This window comes from Herbiconiux aconitum (genome assembly GCF_024979235.1).
Lineage (GTDB): Bacteria > Actinomycetota > Actinomycetes > Actinomycetales > Microbacteriaceae > Herbiconiux > Herbiconiux aconitum.
Window position 1 is genome coordinate 1353128 of sequence record NZ_JANLCM010000001.1, and the last position, 16003, is coordinate 1369130.

General features: G+C 63.8%; 15 protein-coding genes. 9 read left to right on the forward strand and 6 right to left on the reverse strand.

What is annotated here, in order from left to right; all coding sequences use genetic code 11:
- Positions 1-2: 2 nt before the first annotated feature.
- The 6 genes from N1027_RS06220 to N1027_RS06245 all read left to right on the forward strand — a co-directional run bounded on the left by N1027_RS06220 (position 3) and on the right by N1027_RS06245 (position 5987).
- Entirely contained in the window at positions 3-1028 is a 1026-nt protein-coding gene (locus N1027_RS06220) for an ABC transporter permease (RefSeq protein ID WP_259506221.1), read from the forward strand.
- Positions 1028-1906 (forward strand): ABC transporter permease, encoded by an 879-nt coding sequence (locus tag N1027_RS06225; RefSeq protein WP_259506223.1) that lies wholly within the window; start codon positions 1028-1030, stop codon positions 1904-1906. The genes N1027_RS06220 and N1027_RS06225 overlap by 1 nt, the downstream gene beginning before the upstream one ends.
- Complete coding sequence (locus tag N1027_RS06230; RefSeq protein ID WP_259506228.1) at positions 1903-3483, forward strand: ATP-binding cassette domain-containing protein; 1581 nt, start codon at positions 1903-1905, stop codon at positions 3481-3483. Before N1027_RS06225 ends, N1027_RS06230 begins: the two co-directional genes overlap by 4 nt.
- Positions 3484-3593: 110 nt before the next feature.
- Positions 3594-4469 carry an alpha/beta hydrolase gene (locus N1027_RS06235; RefSeq protein WP_259506229.1) on the forward strand — a complete coding sequence of 292 codons (876 nt, stop codon included), beginning with the start codon at positions 3594-3596 and terminating at the stop codon, positions 4467-4469.
- A complete protein-coding gene (locus N1027_RS06240; RefSeq protein WP_259506231.1) occupies positions 4466-4591 on the forward strand; it encodes a hypothetical protein in 126 nt (41 codons plus the stop codon). The genes N1027_RS06235 and N1027_RS06240 overlap by 4 nt, the downstream gene beginning before the upstream one ends.
- A 1-nt stretch (position 4592) precedes the next feature.
- Complete coding sequence (locus N1027_RS06245; protein ID WP_259506237.1) at positions 4593-5987, forward strand: DHA2 family efflux MFS transporter permease subunit; 1395 nt, start codon at positions 4593-4595, stop codon at positions 5985-5987.
- A 10-nt stretch (positions 5988-5997) separates the two neighbouring features.
- Here N1027_RS06245 and N1027_RS06250 read toward each other — a convergent pair whose 3' ends face one another.
- From N1027_RS06250 to N1027_RS06275, 6 genes are all read right to left on the reverse strand, one after another.
- On the reverse strand, positions 5998-6612 hold the full coding sequence (locus tag N1027_RS06250; protein ID WP_259506238.1) for a CGNR zinc finger domain-containing protein: 615 nt from the start codon (positions 6610-6612) through the stop codon (positions 5998-6000).
- A 74-nt stretch (positions 6613-6686) separates the two neighbouring features.
- Positions 6687-7649 (reverse strand): zinc-dependent alcohol dehydrogenase family protein, encoded by a 963-nt coding sequence (locus tag N1027_RS06255; protein WP_259506240.1) that lies wholly within the window; start codon positions 7647-7649, stop codon positions 6687-6689.
- Between the two features lie 93 nt (positions 7650-7742).
- The gene (locus N1027_RS06260; protein ID WP_259506241.1) at positions 7743-8075 is read right to left on the reverse strand and encodes an MmcQ/YjbR family DNA-binding protein; all 333 of its coding nucleotides are present in this window, start codon (positions 8073-8075) and stop codon (positions 7743-7745) included.
- Positions 8076-8203: 128 nt separating this feature from the next.
- The gene (locus N1027_RS06265; RefSeq protein WP_259506242.1) at positions 8204-8647 is read right to left on the reverse strand and encodes a tautomerase family protein; all 444 of its coding nucleotides are present in this window, start codon (positions 8645-8647) and stop codon (positions 8204-8206) included.
- Between the two features lie 108 nt (positions 8648-8755).
- Entirely contained in the window at positions 8756-9331 is a 576-nt protein-coding gene (locus N1027_RS06270) for a TetR/AcrR family transcriptional regulator (RefSeq protein WP_259506243.1), read from the reverse strand.
- A gap of 99 nt (positions 9332-9430) precedes the next feature.
- Positions 9431-11086, reverse strand: a complete 1656-nt coding sequence (locus N1027_RS06275) for an FAD-dependent oxidoreductase (RefSeq protein WP_259506247.1) — start codon at positions 11084-11086, stop codon at positions 9431-9433.
- 94 nt (positions 11087-11180) lie between these two features.
- On the opposite strand from N1027_RS06275, the gene N1027_RS06280 reads away from it, so the two are divergent.
- The 3 genes from N1027_RS06280 (at position 11181) to N1027_RS06290 (ending at position 15986) form a co-directional block, all read left to right on the forward strand.
- Positions 11181-11807, forward strand: a complete 627-nt coding sequence (locus N1027_RS06280; protein WP_259506253.1) for a TetR/AcrR family transcriptional regulator — start codon at positions 11181-11183, stop codon at positions 11805-11807.
- Positions 11808-11913: 106 nt separating this feature from the next.
- The gene (locus tag N1027_RS06285) at positions 11914-13161 is read left to right on the forward strand and encodes an MFS transporter (RefSeq protein WP_259506255.1); all 1248 of its coding nucleotides are present in this window, start codon (positions 11914-11916) and stop codon (positions 13159-13161) included.
- 158 nt (positions 13162-13319) lie between these two features.
- Positions 13320-15986, forward strand: a complete 2667-nt coding sequence (locus tag N1027_RS06290) for an MFS transporter (RefSeq protein WP_259506257.1) — start codon at positions 13320-13322, stop codon at positions 15984-15986.
- The last annotated feature ends 17 nt before the right edge of the window (positions 15987-16003 follow it).

Sequence of the window (16003 nt, forward strand, 5' to 3'; positions counted from 1 at the left end):
CCATGACAACGGCTGATTCGGTCGTCTCGGCGACCCCTGCACGCGCGCTCCGCACCAACCGCCACACCGGCCGGATCATCGCGCGCCGCCTGATCGAGGCGCCGATCGTGCTGCTGTTGATCTCTGCGGCGGTGTTCTGGCTGGTGCAGGTCGTGCCGGGAGATCCGGCCCGCGCGGCGCTCGGCCAGCTGGCAACGCCCGATCAGCTCGATCAATGGAAGATCCAACACGGACTCACGGGGTCGGTACCGGAGCGCTACGTGAGCTGGCTCGGCGGTTTCGTCACCGGCAACTGGGGAGAGAGCCTCACCTATCAGCAGCCGGTGCTCGGACTGGTCATGGGAAGGTTCGCGAACAGTGTGCTGCTCGGCGCGTACGCCTTCCTGATCGTGGCCGTCGTGGGCGTGGCCTTGGGGGTCTATCAGGCCACCAGGCGCGGGCGCCGCTCCGACCGGACTGCGACCGTGCTCACCGTTGCACTTTCTGCTGTTCCCGAGTTCGCGGTAGGCACGGTGCTGCTGTTGTTCTTCGCTGTCTTCGCGCACTGGTTCCCCGTCCACTCGGAGGTGACAGCCGATTCGACACTGGGCGAGCGGATATCCGTCATGACCCTGCCGGCGATCACGTTGGCGTGCGCATCCTTCGGCTATGTGGCGAGGATGGCGAGGGCGGGCGCGACCGAAACGCTCAACTCCCAGTACTACCGCACAGCGGTTCTCGAAGGTCTTCCTCGGTGGCGCATCCTGACCGGGTACGTGGCCCGCAACTCGCTCATCCCGTCCGTCGCTGTTCTCGGCGCCCAACTGGCCTACCTCGTCGGGGGCAGCGTCATCGTCGAGACCCTCTTCAGCTATCCCGGAATCGGATACACCATCGTCGAGGCCGTGCAGAAGAAGGACCTGCTGGTTCTCGAGGCTGCGATCATGGTGACCGCGCTCGCGTCGATCCTGATTCTGCTTCTCGCGGATCTTGCCTATATGGCACTCGACCCGCGGATCGATCTGTCCCGTCCTGCGGAGGTGCGCTAATGAGCGCGCTGAACCCGGGCGTTGCCCTCACGCCCGGGCTGGCTCGGAGCGATCGACGAGTCACGGCGGCGCGAACCCTTCGAACCCTCGTTCGTCGCCCGACCTTCGTTGCGTCGTGTGTCGTGCTGCTCTTCTGGCTCGCCGCACCGCTGATCGTGCTGATCACGGGATTGGACCCGGATGCCGCTGCCGGCGTTCCGAATCAACCTCCTAGCCCTCAGCACTGGCTGGGAGTGGACAACCTCGGCCGAGACGAACTCACCCGCGTGCTCGCGGGAGCCTCGTCCACTCTGCTGGTAGCGCCCGCCGCGACCGCACTCGCCACCGTGCTGGGAACGGCGCTCGGGCTTCTGGCGGGATACTATCGCGGCTTCGCCGATGACCTGCTGATGCGATCGTTCGACCTCCTGAACGCCCTGCCTGGCATCGTCGCTGTGCTGCTGGTCGCGATCGCGTTCGGCGAATCGCCGGCCACCCTCATCGTTGCGATCGGACTGTTCTTCACCCCGCTCATCGCCCGAACGGTGCGGTCGGCCGTGCTGGTCGAGATGGGAAAGCAGTATGTCGAAGCGGCAATCACACAGGGGGAGAGCACGAGACGAGTCCTTTTCGCGGAGCTTCTCCCCAATGTCGCCCCGGCGCTCATCGTCGAGGCGACGATCCGGCTCGGCTATGCGGTCTTCGTCGCTGCCGGGCTGTCGTTCTTGGGAGTGGGAGCCCAACCGCCGTCATCCGACTGGGGACTGGCAGTCGCCGAGAATCGCATCTTCCTTCAGACCGCTTGGTGGAGCGCCGCCTTCCCCGCGTTGGCGATCATCTCATTGGTCGTCGCCGTCAATCTGATCGCCGACAACCTGCGGGAGGTGCTCGACCCATGACCAACACGCTGGCGGTCGCCGAGCTCAGCATCGAGTACACCCAGCGGGGGAGCACGACGCGTGTCATCGACGGCCTGTCCTTCGCCATCGCGCCCGGCGAGGCTTATGGATTGGTCGGGGAATCCGGAAGCGGAAAATCCACGACGGCTCTGGCGATCATGAACTACCTGCCCCGGAGCGGGCGGATAGCAGCCGGAGACATCTCGTTCAACGGAACGTCTCTGCTGACGCGGAGCGCCGACGAGCTGCGCGCGACGCGAGCCACGAGTATCGCGATGGTCTACCAAGAGCCAGGCCGGGCACTGAACCCGACAATGCGGGTGGGCCGGCAGATCACCGATTCCTACCTCGCCGCGAACGGGCGGCTCAAGCGAGGCTCGCGAGTCAGCTCCGACACGCGAACTCGAGTCCTCGACGTGCTTCGCACGGTCGGGTTCACCGATCCGGACGGGATCGCACGCCGGTACCCTCACGAACTCTCCGGCGGTCAGCAGCAACGAGCGATGATCGCGATGGCAGCCATCCGCGACCCGATCCTGCTCATACTCGACGAACCGACTACCGGTCTCGACGCCCAGGTCGAGGTCGCCGTGCTGGACCTCATCGACGAACTCCGACAACGGACGGGCGCGGCAACACTCTTCATCAGCCACAACCTGCCCCTGTTGGCAGCACGGTGCGACCGCGTCGGTGTGCTCGAGCACGGGAGACTCGTCGAAGAGGGACCCGCCCGTGCGGTGCTGACGGCGCCGACGGCGACGTACACCCGCTCCCTCGTCGACGCGCTTCCCAGCGGAGACCGATCGACCAGCGCACCCGAGGGGGCCTCGTCGGCTGTCGCCGTGGCCACTGTCACCGACTTCTCCAAGAGCTACGGCACCTTCCGCGCCGTGAAACACGTGTCGTTCGCACTTCGCCTAGGCGAGATACTCGGTGTGGTCGGGGAGTCGGGCAGTGGGAAGACAACGTTAGGGCGAGGGTTGGCGGGTCTCGTCTCGCATGAAGGCGTCGTGGAGCTGAATGCCCCTGACTCGATACCGCATCCTGTGCAGATGATCTTCCAGAGCCCGGACGCGACACTCAACCCCCGGCGCACGGTGCGGCAGATTCTCGACCGAGCCATCCACCTCCGGCGAGGGTCGTTGAACGCCGCCGAGCTGCTCGAGCGCGTAGACCTCTCGGCCGAGGTGCTCGACCGGTTCTCGCACGAACTCTCCGGCGGGCAGAAACAGCGGGTGTCTATCGCCCGAGCATTCGCCGGCCCCGCCACCATCGTCGTCGCCGACGAAGCGGTCTCCGCCCTGGACGCCTCTGTGCAGGCGAAGGTACTCACCTTGATCGAGCGACTCCAAGCGGAAACCGGCGTCGCCATCCTCTTCATTTCCCACGATCTCGACGTCGTTCGACAGATCGCCGACCGGGTGGCCGTCATGTACGAGGGCGAGATCGTCGAACTGGGCCCGACCAAAGAGATCCTTTCCTCACCACAGCATGGCTACACGAAGGCGCTGATCGAAGCGGCACGTCGATCAGCGAGCAGACCAACCGAAACTCTCCCCGAAAGACAGGCGTCATGAAACGTTCTCACCCAGTGCTCAGGCGCCTCCTCACCGCCGCCCTGGCCGTGGTGCTCGGCATCGGAGTGGCCTTCGGCTGGTACCAGATCTCACCGGAGCCGGGAGCCGCGATGGTGAAAGCGATCTTCGAGTCATCACCCGAAGTGACGCCTCCCCCGGGGTTCGACGCAATCAAGGACGCGGTGACGAAGAACAACATCTCGCTCGGTTCCGACGGAGCCGATCTCGACATCTTCACACCGACCGCAGCCGGAGAGCCGCTCCCGATGGTGCTGTGGGTGCACGGCGGCGGGTTCATCTCCAGTTCACCATCGACGATGGAGGACTACTCCATCCTGCTGGCCAACGAAGGCTACGTCGTCGCAAGCCTGGACTACTCCCTTGCGCCCGGGGCCCGATACCCCGCTCCCATCCAGCAGGGGAACGACGCCCTTCGCTACCTCGAGAGAAACGCCGACCGGCTCGGCGGTCAGACGGACAACATCGTCATCGGCGGCGATTCAGCCGGCGCGCAGATCGCGAGCCAACTGAGCGCCCTTCAAACCAATCCGAGACTCGCGGAAGAGATGAGCATCGCACCGGCACTCGATCCGGGATCGCTCTCCGGCGTCGTTCTGTTCTGCGGTCTCTACGATATGGACACCGTCGGCGACACCGGATTTCCGGCCCTGAGAACGTACCTGTGGTCGTATACCGGGTATCGGGACTGGCAGACTTTCCCCGAGATCGACGAGCTGAGCACGACCGACCAGATCACCGCCGAGTACCCTCCGACCTTCATCACCGTCGGAGACGCGGACCCGTTCGCGACTCAGGGCCTCGAGCTCGCCGACCGCTTGAAATCCCAAGGGGTATCGACGACAGCGCTGTTCTGGACAGGCTCCGGAAAAGGCCTTCAACACGAGTACCAATTCAACTTCTCATTACCGGAAGCCGTCAAAGCCTTTGAGCAGACCACGGCCTTCCTCGAAGGAGTAACTCGATGACATCGTCCGCTCGGTCTCGGCGACACCCGGTTCGCACGACCTTCTTCTGGATCGGGGTCAGCATCCTCTTCGCTTTGAGCGCCATCATCACCTACGCCGTACTCGTCTTCGGTGGCCGGTGACATGTCGACCGCGCCCGCGCAAGGCCGGCTCGTCATCGTCGTCGCGGTGCTCGCCTCCACCGTCGCGTTCCTCGACGGGACGATCGTCAACGTCGCGTTGCCCCAGATCGCGAATGAGCTTGGAGGAGGACTACCCGTCCAACAGTGGGTGATCGACTCCTACACCCTGACGCTCGCCGCGTTCATCTTGACCGCGGGTGCTCTCTCCGACACATTCGGCCGGGTCACGGTTCTGCGCGTGGGTTTGTTCGCGTTCGGAGCCACGTCGATTGCCTGTGCCTTGGCCCCGGACAGCACCTCCTTGATCGTTCTTCGCGCACTACAGGGGTTGGCCGGTGCGCTACTGGTGCCGAGTTCACTTGCCCTCATCGCGTCGGCGTTCCGGGGTGCCGCGCAGACAAGAGCCATCGGGCTGTGGTCGGCTTGGACGAGTGCGGCCTTTATCGGCGGTCCCGTTCTGGGCGGCGTCCTGGTCGACACGGTGGGCTGGCGATGGGTGTTCGGTGTCAATGTATTGCCGGTCGTTGTCACTCTTGTCTTCCTCGCCCTCTTGCGAAAAGAACAGACTTCTCGAGGGGGGAAAGTCGACATCGTCGGGGCCGTCCTCGGAGCGCTAGGACTCGGCGGTGCCGTATTCGCACTAATCGAGCAAGGGCAACTGGGCTGGACGCATCCGCTCATCATCGTCAGCGCGCTCATCGGTGTCGCCGCTCTGGCGGGTTTCGTCGTCTGGGAGAAACGTTCGCCACACCCGATGATGCCTCTGGCAATGTTTCGGGTTCGCAATTTCTGGGTCGGGAACCTGACGACATTCCTGGTGTGGGGCGTCCTGTGGTTAGGGGTGTTTATCGTCCCGGTCTTCTTGCAACAGGTGGCCGGCTACTCGGGATCGATCGCCGGCCTCGCTACCGCCCCGATGACGGTGATCAGTCTGGTCATCTCCGGTGCCGTGGGGACTCTGGCCGGACGCTGGGGCCCACGATGGTTCGTCGCCATCGGTCCGGTCATAGCGGCAGCCGGGTACCTTTGGATGACTTCCGTCAGTGACCCGGTCAATATTTGGACGTCCATTGTGCCCGGCGTGCTGCTGGTCGGGACGGGCATCGCCATCACGTCGACGCCGGTCACTTCGACGGTGCTGAACGCCATCCCCGCCGCCGAAGCGGGCATCGCTTCCGCGGTCAACAACGCCGTCGCGCGGGTAGCAGGTCTGATCGCCATCGCCATGGTGGGCACGATCACCGGGGGAGTGCTTGACTACGACGCGTTCCGACGTGTCGTAGTCTTCGTGGCCGTGGTGATGGTCATCGGGGCGGGAGTGGCAGCCTTCGGCATCCGCAATCCCATCGCGACTTCGCTCTCGAGCGCGCAGACCCCTGCCGGGCAGCCGAGTTGATCAGAGTGGCTCAGTGCACGGCGCCTGCACGCTCGATTTTGCGTGCCGCGGAGCGCCGCGCCCGGGAGACCCGTAGATTGTGTTCGTTGCCGCACGTCTTCACGTCGTGCCACACGCCGCTGGAATTCTTGCTCCGGTCGTAGAAGGCCATCAGGCACCATTGGTTCGCGCACAACTTCAGGCGCGGCCAGGTACCGAGCACCTGGGCGCGGAACGACTCCAAGAGCACCGCGTCGATCATCCACAGCCGCGCACTACGACTGGCGGCCGGGCTCAGCGTGACCTTCCCACCGCCGTCCATGTGCAGCTTTCCCGTGCCATCCAGACGCCACTCTGACGCTCGTTCAGGATCATCCCGATGCATGAGCGCCACGCGTAACGTGTCCCGGAGAATTCGCAACGCCGGTACATCCGATTCGAGAAACGGCGGCGCGGCAGCCAGTAAGCCGGGATTGTCGTTCATCCACGATGCGACAGCGTGCTGGTACCACTCTCGTTCGGTTTGGGGGTCGTTGAACAGGTCGGGCCGTCCTCGGCGACCGACAGTATTGAGAAGGTCCTGTAATAGCGACAGGCCTCCTGGAGCGGCCGCGAGACCGTACCGCTCACTGGTCAATGCGCTCACATCAAAGATCATAGGTGAACGCCTCTGTCCCACTGTCGAAGCTGACCGATGGCGAATGGTTATCTCAGCAATGCTCACTTAGAGATGCGAAGAAGGATCTTTCCTCCGCGGGTCAGATGAACGATCGCTTCCTGGATGTGCTCAAGGCCATAGACAGCAGCGATCGGCGTGGCCAGGGAGCCGTCCTGAACGAGCGGAGCGGCCTCGCGAACAATCGGGGCGACTTTGGTCGCATAGTCGAAGCTCCCGACGAAGATTCCGGCAACCGTGATCCCCTTGTCCACCACAACTGGGCTGTTGCCGTCCACTCCCTCGCCGCTGACGTTGCCGTATGAAACGATCGCGCCGCCGGGGGAGAGAAGTTCCACCAGGGTCGCCGCTACGTCGCCGCCCAGCGAATCGGCCGCGACTGCGACGCGCTCGTCACCGATCTCCGCGCGCAAACGGGAAGCCGTGTCGGCGCCATGCACAACGGCGATGTCACCCCCCGCGGCGAGAACTTCCGCGGCCGACTCCTCGCTTCGAACGATGTTTATCGACCGGAGCCCGCGCAGCTTTGCCAAGGCGATGAAGTTGCGTCCGACGCCGCCGTTCGCGCTGTCCTGCGCGACCCAGTCGCCCTTCTTGACTTCGGCGAACTCGCTCAGGATCAGGCCTGCGGTCGGAGTGTTGCTGCCGAGCATCGACAACTGCTCGAGGTCGGCTGCGGGGAGGGGAAACATGCCGGCTGCGGCTACATTCAGACGCTCGCGCCACGTGCCGGACAGGAGCGGGAACACGATGAGATCCCCGACGGTGACGCCGTCGACTCCCGCCCCGGCTGCCACGACTCGTCCGATTCCCTCATTGCCGGGCACAGTCGGTAGATCACGAGGGGCGAGGAAGCCTTGGATGAAGAACAGGTCATGGTGATTCAGAGGGGCGTACAGAACCTGGACCGTCACCTCGCCTGCCTCCGGAGCATCCGGTTCGGGTAGCTCGACGAGCTGGAGCACCTCGGCGGGGTCGCCATACTTCTCGATCTGCAAAGCTTTCATCGTTGACTCCTTGCTTTCCCTTTTCGACTGACTCTAATGTCTTTGACATATGTCACGCCAGTGATTTCGAGGAGCCATCACGCCTGGCACCGGCTACCGACCCGCCCGCACCATCCTGAAGCTCTCGATGGCAAGCACGGAGATGATGTCATCCGGCACGTCGCCGACGAGGGAGACGTTCACCCAGTTGCGCTTGTTCATGTGATACCCGGGGCGCACGGACTCGTACTCGAGCTGGAGCTCGGCGCTGTGACCGGGTTCGACTTTCACGGTCACCTGAGGGTCAGGGAACTCGTGGCCGCTCAATATGGCGAAGACCCTATTCGTGGCCTCGATCTTGAAGACCGCACGATCCGGCTTGAAGGGCCGCGACTCGGCAACGCCGTCGAGCGATAAGAGAAGATTCCGGAGCTGCTCGACCGTCATGCGCAAACCTTCCGGCCAATAATGGGGGACTGGGCCCTCTGTCGCGGCGGGGACCGCGTGGTTGAGCGAGGGGGCCACGGGCGAGCGGGTCATGAGGCAAACCGTTGGGTTATCGGTTCAGGCCAGGATCAGGCGCCGGTCGAGGAGGCTTGGAGTCGCGCGATCTCCTCTCTGGCCAGGAGGATGATCTCCTCGTTCGTGTTCGCGTGCCCGTTGAGTCCCCATCCCCCCTCGACGGCTTCCGTGAGCTGCACCCATGTGCGCCCGCGAAGGTGCGGATCGCCGGCGGCGTCGGCCACGATCGAGGTCAGTCTGTCCACCACGGCGAGTTGCTTTTGGCGGTCCAAGGCCCCGGCGTTCGTGAGTACCTGAACTCGGACATAGCCACGATCGCCGTCGACGTTCGTGATGGCCTCGGCGGGAAGCTCGTGGATGAGGGCCGCGGTGTTCTTTCGGAAAAGAGGAATGTTCGGAACCTGTTCGACCTCCATCACTGCCGTGGCGAGGTCGATCGCGAGTCGGTGTGGGTCGGGAAAAGTTCCCGCGGCCGCGTAGACGTCGATCATTGGCATGCGTGCGCTCCTTGGACTGTCTTGTGGGCCCCGAAATGGGTCTGAAGCTCATACTTGTGTAGTACGGGCGTCATAAACAAGTCCTGAAGCCGACATAGGCAATCGTTTTTAGTTTGCAGCAGCTTTCTCCTGGATCGCGTGCAATCGACCCAGCAGCTGTCGGCTGACGGTTTCGAAGGGGGCGATGTCTCGTTCGGCTCGTGCGAGGACGATTGCGCCCTCCGTCGAAGCGAGCAGAAGCGCCGCGAAGTCCGTGGCATCACTGAGGGAAAGCCCTCCTTCATGGAGCAGCTCGGCGACGCATTCTCGCCAGCTCCGGAAGGCGTCCGAAGCGTCATCCAATAACTGCGGCGCATCGCTGGCAATGGTCACCGCCAGAATGGTGCAACCGACGGTGAACTGGGAGTTCTCCAGGATGCGCTTCCACAAGCCTAGAAATGCGGTGGTCAATTCTTCAGGTGTTCTGCCGCGCTGCGTTCCCAGCTGCTCGAGAGTCTGCACTTTGACCAGGGCGATCGCTTCGCTGACGAGCTGATCTTTGCCCTTCGGGAAGTGGTAATAGATCGACCCACGTGCGGCGCCGCTCTGCTCGAGGATCTCGGTGAACGACGCGCCGTAAAGACCCCGCTCGCTGAGGATGCGCGCGGTTGTCTCCACCATCCGCGTTCGCGTGTCTGCCGCCATGGCCACTCCTTCGCGCCTCTCGGGGTCATTCGAGAAGACAGTTTGACAGAACCGAACCGGCAACGCTCATGACGTCGAGAGTGGACCTCCGACGCCGCGTCAGCCGACGAGGCTGATCCGTCGGTGCACTGACGCGATAGCGCTTGCTCCCTCACCGACGGCGGCCGCGACCCGCTTCATCGAGCCGCGACGAACGTCTCCAGCTGCGAACACGCGGGGCATGCTCGTCTCGAAGGGCAGCGGGTAAGCGGCGGGCCCAATATTGGTCGCGGCCCCGGCTGGACGCTGCAGCTCGACGTCGGTGAGTACGAAACCTGACTCGTCGAGCTCGATGTCGGAGAGCCAGGATGTCGCCGGTACTGCGCCGATGAAGCAGAACAGGGCAGCGCTGGGGGTCCATCGCTCCCCAGCGGCACTCTTCAGGGTCACGGCTTCAAGCGACCGGTCACCGTGAAGCGTCGCGACTTCCGTGACGAGGTGAATGGAGACGGCTGGGTGGGCGCGTAGCCTCTGGACGAGGTAATCCGACATCCCGGCCGAAAGATCCGACCCGCGTACGACCAGGTCTACATCGCAGCCTCGGCTGACCAAGAAGAGCGCGGCTTGACCAGCGGAGTTTGCGCCACCGACAACGGTCACACGGCGGCCCGCGCACATCCGTGCTTCGAGCTCGGTGGCAGCAAAGTAGATTCCAGCGCCCTCGAACTCCTCCCACCGCTCGATCGGCAATCGTCGGTACTCCGCCCCTGTGGCGATCACGACAGCTCGCGTCAGGATCTCGGTGTCGTCGGAAAGGTGGACTCTGATCCCGTTCGCGCTAGGAAGGAGGCGGGATACCAAGCAGGGAGCGTAGAGCCTGGCCCCGAATTTCAGGGCTTGTGTCGCCGCCCGGGTGGTCAGGTCGGCTCCTGATAGACCGCCGGGAAAGCCGAGGTAGTTTTCGACTCGGGAGCTCGCTGCCGCCTGACCGCCCGGACCCACCCCGTCGACGCAGACCGTCCGGAGCCCTTCGGATGCGCCGTAAACGGCGGCTGCCATTCCGCCCGGTCCTCCTCCGATGACAAACAAGTCCACCTCGTCGTCGTCGTTTCCCCGGTAGGTGTGACCCACCACCTGTGCCAGCGAGTCGGGGGTGACATGTCGTATGACGTCGTTGCGTATGACCACCAGCGGAAGAAGGGCTTCGTCCTGCCCGAATCGGCCACGGAGGTCAAGGCCGAGCGGGGTGTCGTCGCCGATCCACTGATGGGGCAGTTGCATGCGCTGGACGTAACTTCGTAACGCCAAGGACGCCGCACTGCCTTCCTGCCCGACGATCTGGATCGAAGCCGCAGCAGCGTCGAGGAGGAGAGTTCGTCGAGCCAGGAACGCGTTGAGGAACAGATCCCCGATTTCCCCGTCGAACGCCATCAGGCGGCGGAAGTCTTGGGGGCTAAGCCGTTGTGCGCGCCCGGACGTCATGGCACGCGCGGTCAGGAACACCGCCTGGTTGGTGAGCATGTTGAGCTCACCTAAGAACTCACCGGCCTCATGGTGAGCCACTACAGCGGCCGGCGCGTCCATATTCGCGTCCCGAATGACGTCGACGCTTCCCTCCGCGATGAAGATCATGTCCGGATCGCTGTCGCCGACCGTGAAGAACACTTCGCCTGTCTCGAAAAGCTCGGTTGAGCCGAACTGCGATACCCGAGACCACTGTTCCGAACTCAGAACGGGGTTTGCCTCGGATGGTAGGGGTGGGGTCTGGCCAGTCATGCTCTGAACATATACGTAGGCGTTTCGATTGTGTAGGTGGCGAAGCATAGTCGATTATTGTCCAGTTGGGCAAGAATTCAGGTATTCTTGAATCATGGCCAGACCTCGCAAATTTCAAGAAGCCGACGTGATCCGCAGCGCCACGCAAGTATTTGCGACGAAGGGTTACTCGGGAACGACAATGGATGACCTCGCGGCAGCCACCGGTCTCGGTAAGCAGAGCATCTACAATTCCTTCGGTGGCAAGCTCGAACTCTTCTTGCGTGCTTACGAGAGCGATGCTGCTGAGACTGTGATGTCGGTGGATGTCGCGCTCGATGACAGTGACGGCTCGCCCCTGCAGAAGATTTACGCCCATCTCATCCGGAGTGCGCTGCGGGCCGCCGAGGGGAGCCGGGACTCGCTGTTCAACAAGGGAACCACCGAGCTCTCGGACCAGTACACCGAGGTTGCCGGGGCTGCGCTGAAGACGTTCGAAGAAATTGAACAGGTCTACAAAGAATGCCTGCAAGATGCTCAGGATCAGGGCGAGCTGCAGAGTGATGCGAACGTGGCCGACCTGGCGGCATTCTTTCTGGCGTTCTTCCGGGGCATCGAAGCTTTAGGCGCGGCAGGCGTCAAGCGCGAGACGCTCATGTCGTCGGCGCTGACGGCTCTGAGCTTCCTGCCGCTCACGGAGCTCGGGCGCACGGTCGCGCTGGGTGAAGCGGGGCCCGCCTAGAGGCTGCCGACCGTCGTTTTCCGCCTGCGGCGAAATTCTGGACGAAACGGTCAAATAGGACCTTCTGATATTTGACTAAATAGACAAGAACACTAATGATGTTCGCATGTCTTCTACCGAAACAACCATCTCGCGACTTCCCCACTCGAACGCGCGGGGCTGGGCCGGCGTTATCGCTATAGGCATCGGCTCTTTCGCTCTGTCTGTCACTGAACTCCTCCCGGTCGGTCTTCTGCGGCCCATCGCTTCCGATCTCGATGTCACCGAAGGCGTCGCCGGGTTGATGGTCGGGGTTCCTGCCGTCGTCGCCGCGCTCAGCGCCCTTGCCTTCGTCGTGCTCGCCGGCAAGTCCGACCGACGAAAGCTCCTGATCGCCGGGAGTGCACTCCTGCTCTTCTCTGACGTTCTCGCGCTCATCGCTCCCAACTTCCTGGTGATGATCGTCGCGCGTGCGCTTCTCGGCATCGCCCTGGGAAGCTTCTGGGCGATCGCCGGAAGCCTCGGAGCCAAGCTCGTGCATGAACGGTTCATCGGGCCCGCGACATCGATCATCTTCGCCGGCCTGTCGATCGCCGCGGTGGTCTCCGTGCCGTTCGGATCGTTCATCGCCACGGTCGCCGGCTGGCGCGAAGCGTTCCTGATCGCCACCATCCTCGGCGCGGTCGTGGTGGCACTGCAGCTGGCCGTCGTGCCGAAGATCATCATGGATCAAGCGCCGTCGCTCCGTGCGCTCCCGACGTTACTCCGGCGTCCGAGCGTCGTCGTGCTTCTCGCCACCGTCGCCCTGGTGTTCGTCGGTCAGTACGTCTCCTACACCTACATCACCCCCTATCTCGGCGTGACTCTGGGCATTGACGGGGGCGTGATCAGCGTGCTCCTGCTCGCCTTCGGGATCGGCGGCATCATCGGCAACTTCGTCGGCGGGGCGCTGGCGGCAAAGCGGCTGAAGCCCATGCTCGTGACGTTCCTCGTGCTCATGACCGTCGGCATCATCGCGTCACAGGTGTTCACCGGCTCTCTCGTGGGCCCCCTGATCGTGCTGGTGGTGTGGGGCCTGGGCTTCGGAGCTGCGCCCGCGTCGCTTCAGGTCTGGGTCTTCACGATCGCCGGCGACCATGCCGAGGCCGGCACCGCGCTCCTCATCTCCGTGCTCAACGTCGCCATCGCGGTGGGCACATCCGTCGGAGGAGTGATCGTCGATTCGGCGGGCGTGCCTGCAGCCTTCTGGGTTGGTGGCGCTCTGCTCCTGCTTGCTCTCGTCAACGTGTCGATCTTCGCCCTGCGAGCTCCTCGCCGAAATGTTCCCCTCGAGCCCAGCGATGAGTCGGCCGAGGTCGAGACCGTGGCCACCTGACCCGGTACACCCGAACCGTCGGAGCGCACCCGGGAATAAAGGCCCGGCGATGGCGTTCTACCCCCCGAAGCATTCTTGACTAAAACGACAAAAACGTGTCGGGGTCATCCCTGGGCCGAGATCCAAACTGCTTCGCAGACTCATTAAGGCAGGACAGCATGGTAACGAAAGACGTCGCTTCGAGCGGCATCAGCTCTCGTCCAGCGGGGGAGAAGCGGGCGATCGTCGAAAGAGGTTCCCTCGGTCATCGGCGCATGTTGCCGATGGCGGCGGCTTTCGTCGGTATTTCGGTAGCGCTGGTCGCAGTTCTCACTGCCGCCGGCGCCCCGACCCCGCTTCTGCCGATCTATCAACAGGAGTGGGCGCTTCCGCCGGGCCTGCTCACTCTCACTTTCGGCATTTACGCGTTGTCTTTGCTCGTGAGCCTTTTGGTGGTGGGGTCGCTCTCCGATCATGTCGGGCGGCGGCCACTGATGATCGGCGCTCTGGCCCTAGAGCTCGCAGCCATGCTGATCCTGCTCGTCGCTCCCTCGATTGGAGTGCTGATCGTCGCGCGAGTCATTCAAGGGATAGCAACCGGAGCGGCTTCGAGCGCACTCAGCGCCGCCATCGTCGAACTGGCGCCGGAGCGCTACAAGCGGATCGGCGGCCTGATGAGCGGCTTGGCGCCACTGGCCGGGCTGGGCCTCGGGGCGCTGTTCGCGGGCCTCGTGGGCCACGCGGTCGGCAACGCTCCGGCCGTGGTCTGGGCGGTTCTCGCAATCGTGATGGCGCTCGCCCTCGTCATCGCCTTCTTCACCCCCGAGACCGCGCCACGCAAGGCCGGGGCTCTACGCTCGCTCGTTCCCCGGGTCTCGTTGCCGCGGAACGTCAGAGGATTGTTCGCGTCAACGGTGCCGGGCACGATCGGTGCTTTCATGACGATGGCTTTGTACCTCGGCGTCACGCCGGTGCTGTTGGTGAGCGTCTTCGAAGTCTCGACCCCTCTCGTCGGAGCGTTGATCGCCTTCGTCGCGTTCTGGGCGGGCGCGCTGGTCACCGTTCTCAGCGGGCGAATGAAGCCAAGGTCGCTTCGATTGCTTGGTGCCACGAGTCTGCTTGCAAGTGCACTCTTGTTCATTGGAAGCGTCGATGGGCACCTACTCGGCCTTCTGTGGATCGCCGCGCTGCTGGGCGGCGCGGGCATCGGCGCAGGATTCTCCGGAACCGCCCGCGGTCTGATCCCGGAGGTTCAGCCGCATCAGAGGGCTGCCGTGTTCTCCGCCATCTACCTCGTCGCCTACCTGACGATGGGCATCTCGTCCATCGCTGCAGGATTGATCGTCGGTGTCGTCGGCGCCGTCCCGATGGCCACCGGATTCGGACTCGTACTCGTTGCGGCGTCGTTGACCGGCATCATCGTCACGGTGGCGCGAGCTTCCGGTCGAAAAGGTCTGCGCACGCATCGGACGGCCGCCACCATGCCCCAGTCAAGCGACATCGGGGGCCCGCCACGTTCCCGCCTGGTGCTCCCGGCGATCCTGCTTGCCGTCCTCGTGATGCCGATCAGTATCTCCGGCACCGGAATCGCGTTGCCCGCTATCGCCGCAGACCTCGGCACCAATTCTGTCGGTCTGCAGTGGGTGGTGAATGGGTTCAACGCTTCGTTCGCGATCTTCACGCTCGTCTGGGGGATCGCATCCGACCGAATCGGCTACCGCACGACCTTCGCACTGGGGACTGTGCTCACCGCAAGCGCCTCCATCATCAGCGCAATCGCACCCAACCTTCTGGTTCTGGACATCGGACGAGTCATAGGCGGAGTCGGGGGCGCCGCCGTCTTCACTGGAGCGACCGCCTTGCTCTCCAACGTCTTCGAAGGCAAAGCACGAGGACGGGCGTTCGCACTGCTTGGCACGACCGTGGGACTCGGTGTCGCACTGGGCCCGACGATCGCCGGTGCCCTGGTTGGCTTGGTCGGATGGAGCGGGATATACGTCACCTTCGGGATCATCTCGGCTCTCGCTCTGGTGGGTAGCGCCGCCATTCCCGCGCTGCCTTCCGCCCGCTCCGGTCATACCAAACTCTTCGATCTGGCACTGCTGAGAAACAAGCGATTCCTGTCTTACGCCCTCGTTCCAGTAGCCGCCGGCATCGGTTTCGTGACCCTGGCCAGCTACCTCCCTGTCGCGCTCAGCGCCGTTGGTGGTCTGAACGCGTCCCAATCCGGGCTGTTCATGCTCTGGATGACCGCGCCGGTTCTGGTCACGCCCCTTCTCGGCGCGAAGCTTGCAGCCAGCCTCAGAGGCTTCAGCTCGATGTCGATCATTTACATCTCTTTGATTGCGCTCGTCCTTGGCGACATCGGGTTGGTGCTCCTTTCGCCCGACCTTCCGCTGAGTCTCATGGCTATCCCGATGCTGCTCCTCGGAGTCGGGTTCGGGCTGCCGCTCGGCCTCATCGATTCCGAAGCATTGGCTTCGGTGCCCTCGCACAGCACCGGCACCGCTGCCGGCATCGTCAATTTCCTCCGGCTCGGCACCGAAGCGGTCTTCGTCGGCGCTTACGCCGCCGTCGTCAGCGCTCTCATCCTCGTTCAGGTCGGCAACCCCGCGGTCGCCGAGCACACCGCGGCCGGGCAGTCAGGCAACGCGACGGCTTATGCCGAGTCGGTGCACTGGGTCGGCTTCGGTCTGGCCGCACTCGTGGTCGCGATCGGTGTCGCCATAGCGGCGCTGCACTCGGCCTCGCGCAAGCAGTCCGGCCTGACCCAGGCCGAAGAAGACGCGCAGGCGCACGACGTCGACCAACTCGCACAGGAACTGAAGATCGACCCCCTGGCGTAACCGCATCACCACCAATC

Coding starts and splice junctions, on each gene's coding strand:
- N1027_RS06220 (WP_259506221.1), top strand. CDS start 3: ATGACAACGGCTGATTCGGTCGTCTCGGCGACCCCTGCACGCGCGCTC.
- N1027_RS06225 (WP_259506223.1), top strand. CDS start 1,028: ATGAGCGCGCTGAACCCGGGCGTTGCCCTCACGCCCGGGCTGGCTCGG.
- N1027_RS06230 (WP_259506228.1), top strand. CDS start 1,903: ATGACCAACACGCTGGCGGTCGCCGAGCTCAGCATCGAGTACACCCAG.
- N1027_RS06235 (WP_259506229.1), top strand. CDS start 3,594: ATGGTGAAAGCGATCTTCGAGTCATCACCCGAAGTGACGCCTCCCCCG.
- N1027_RS06240 (WP_259506231.1), top strand. CDS start 4,466: ATGACATCGTCCGCTCGGTCTCGGCGACACCCGGTTCGCACGACCTTC.
- N1027_RS06245 (WP_259506237.1), top strand. CDS start 4,593: ATGTCGACCGCGCCCGCGCAAGGCCGGCTCGTCATCGTCGTCGCGGTG.
- N1027_RS06255 (WP_259506240.1), bottom strand. CDS start 7,649: ATGAAAGCTTTGCAGATCGAGAAGTATGGCGACCCCGCCGAGGTGCTC.
- N1027_RS06260 (WP_259506241.1), bottom strand. CDS start 8,075: ATGACGGTCGAGCAGCTCCGGAATCTTCTCTTATCGCTCGACGGCGTT.
- N1027_RS06265 (WP_259506242.1), bottom strand. CDS start 8,647: ATGCCAATGATCGACGTCTACGCGGCCGCGGGAACTTTTCCCGACCCA.
- N1027_RS06270 (WP_259506243.1), bottom strand. CDS start 9,331: ATGGCGGCAGACACGCGAACGCGGATGGTGGAGACAACCGCGCGCATC.
- N1027_RS06275 (WP_259506247.1), bottom strand. CDS start 11,086: ATGACTGGCCAGACCCCACCCCTACCATCCGAGGCAAACCCCGTTCTG.
- N1027_RS06280 (WP_259506253.1), top strand. CDS start 11,181: ATGGCCAGACCTCGCAAATTTCAAGAAGCCGACGTGATCCGCAGCGCC.
- N1027_RS06285 (WP_259506255.1), top strand. CDS start 11,914: ATGTCTTCTACCGAAACAACCATCTCGCGACTTCCCCACTCGAACGCG.
- N1027_RS06290 (WP_259506257.1), top strand. CDS start 13,320: ATGGTAACGAAAGACGTCGCTTCGAGCGGCATCAGCTCTCGTCCAGCG.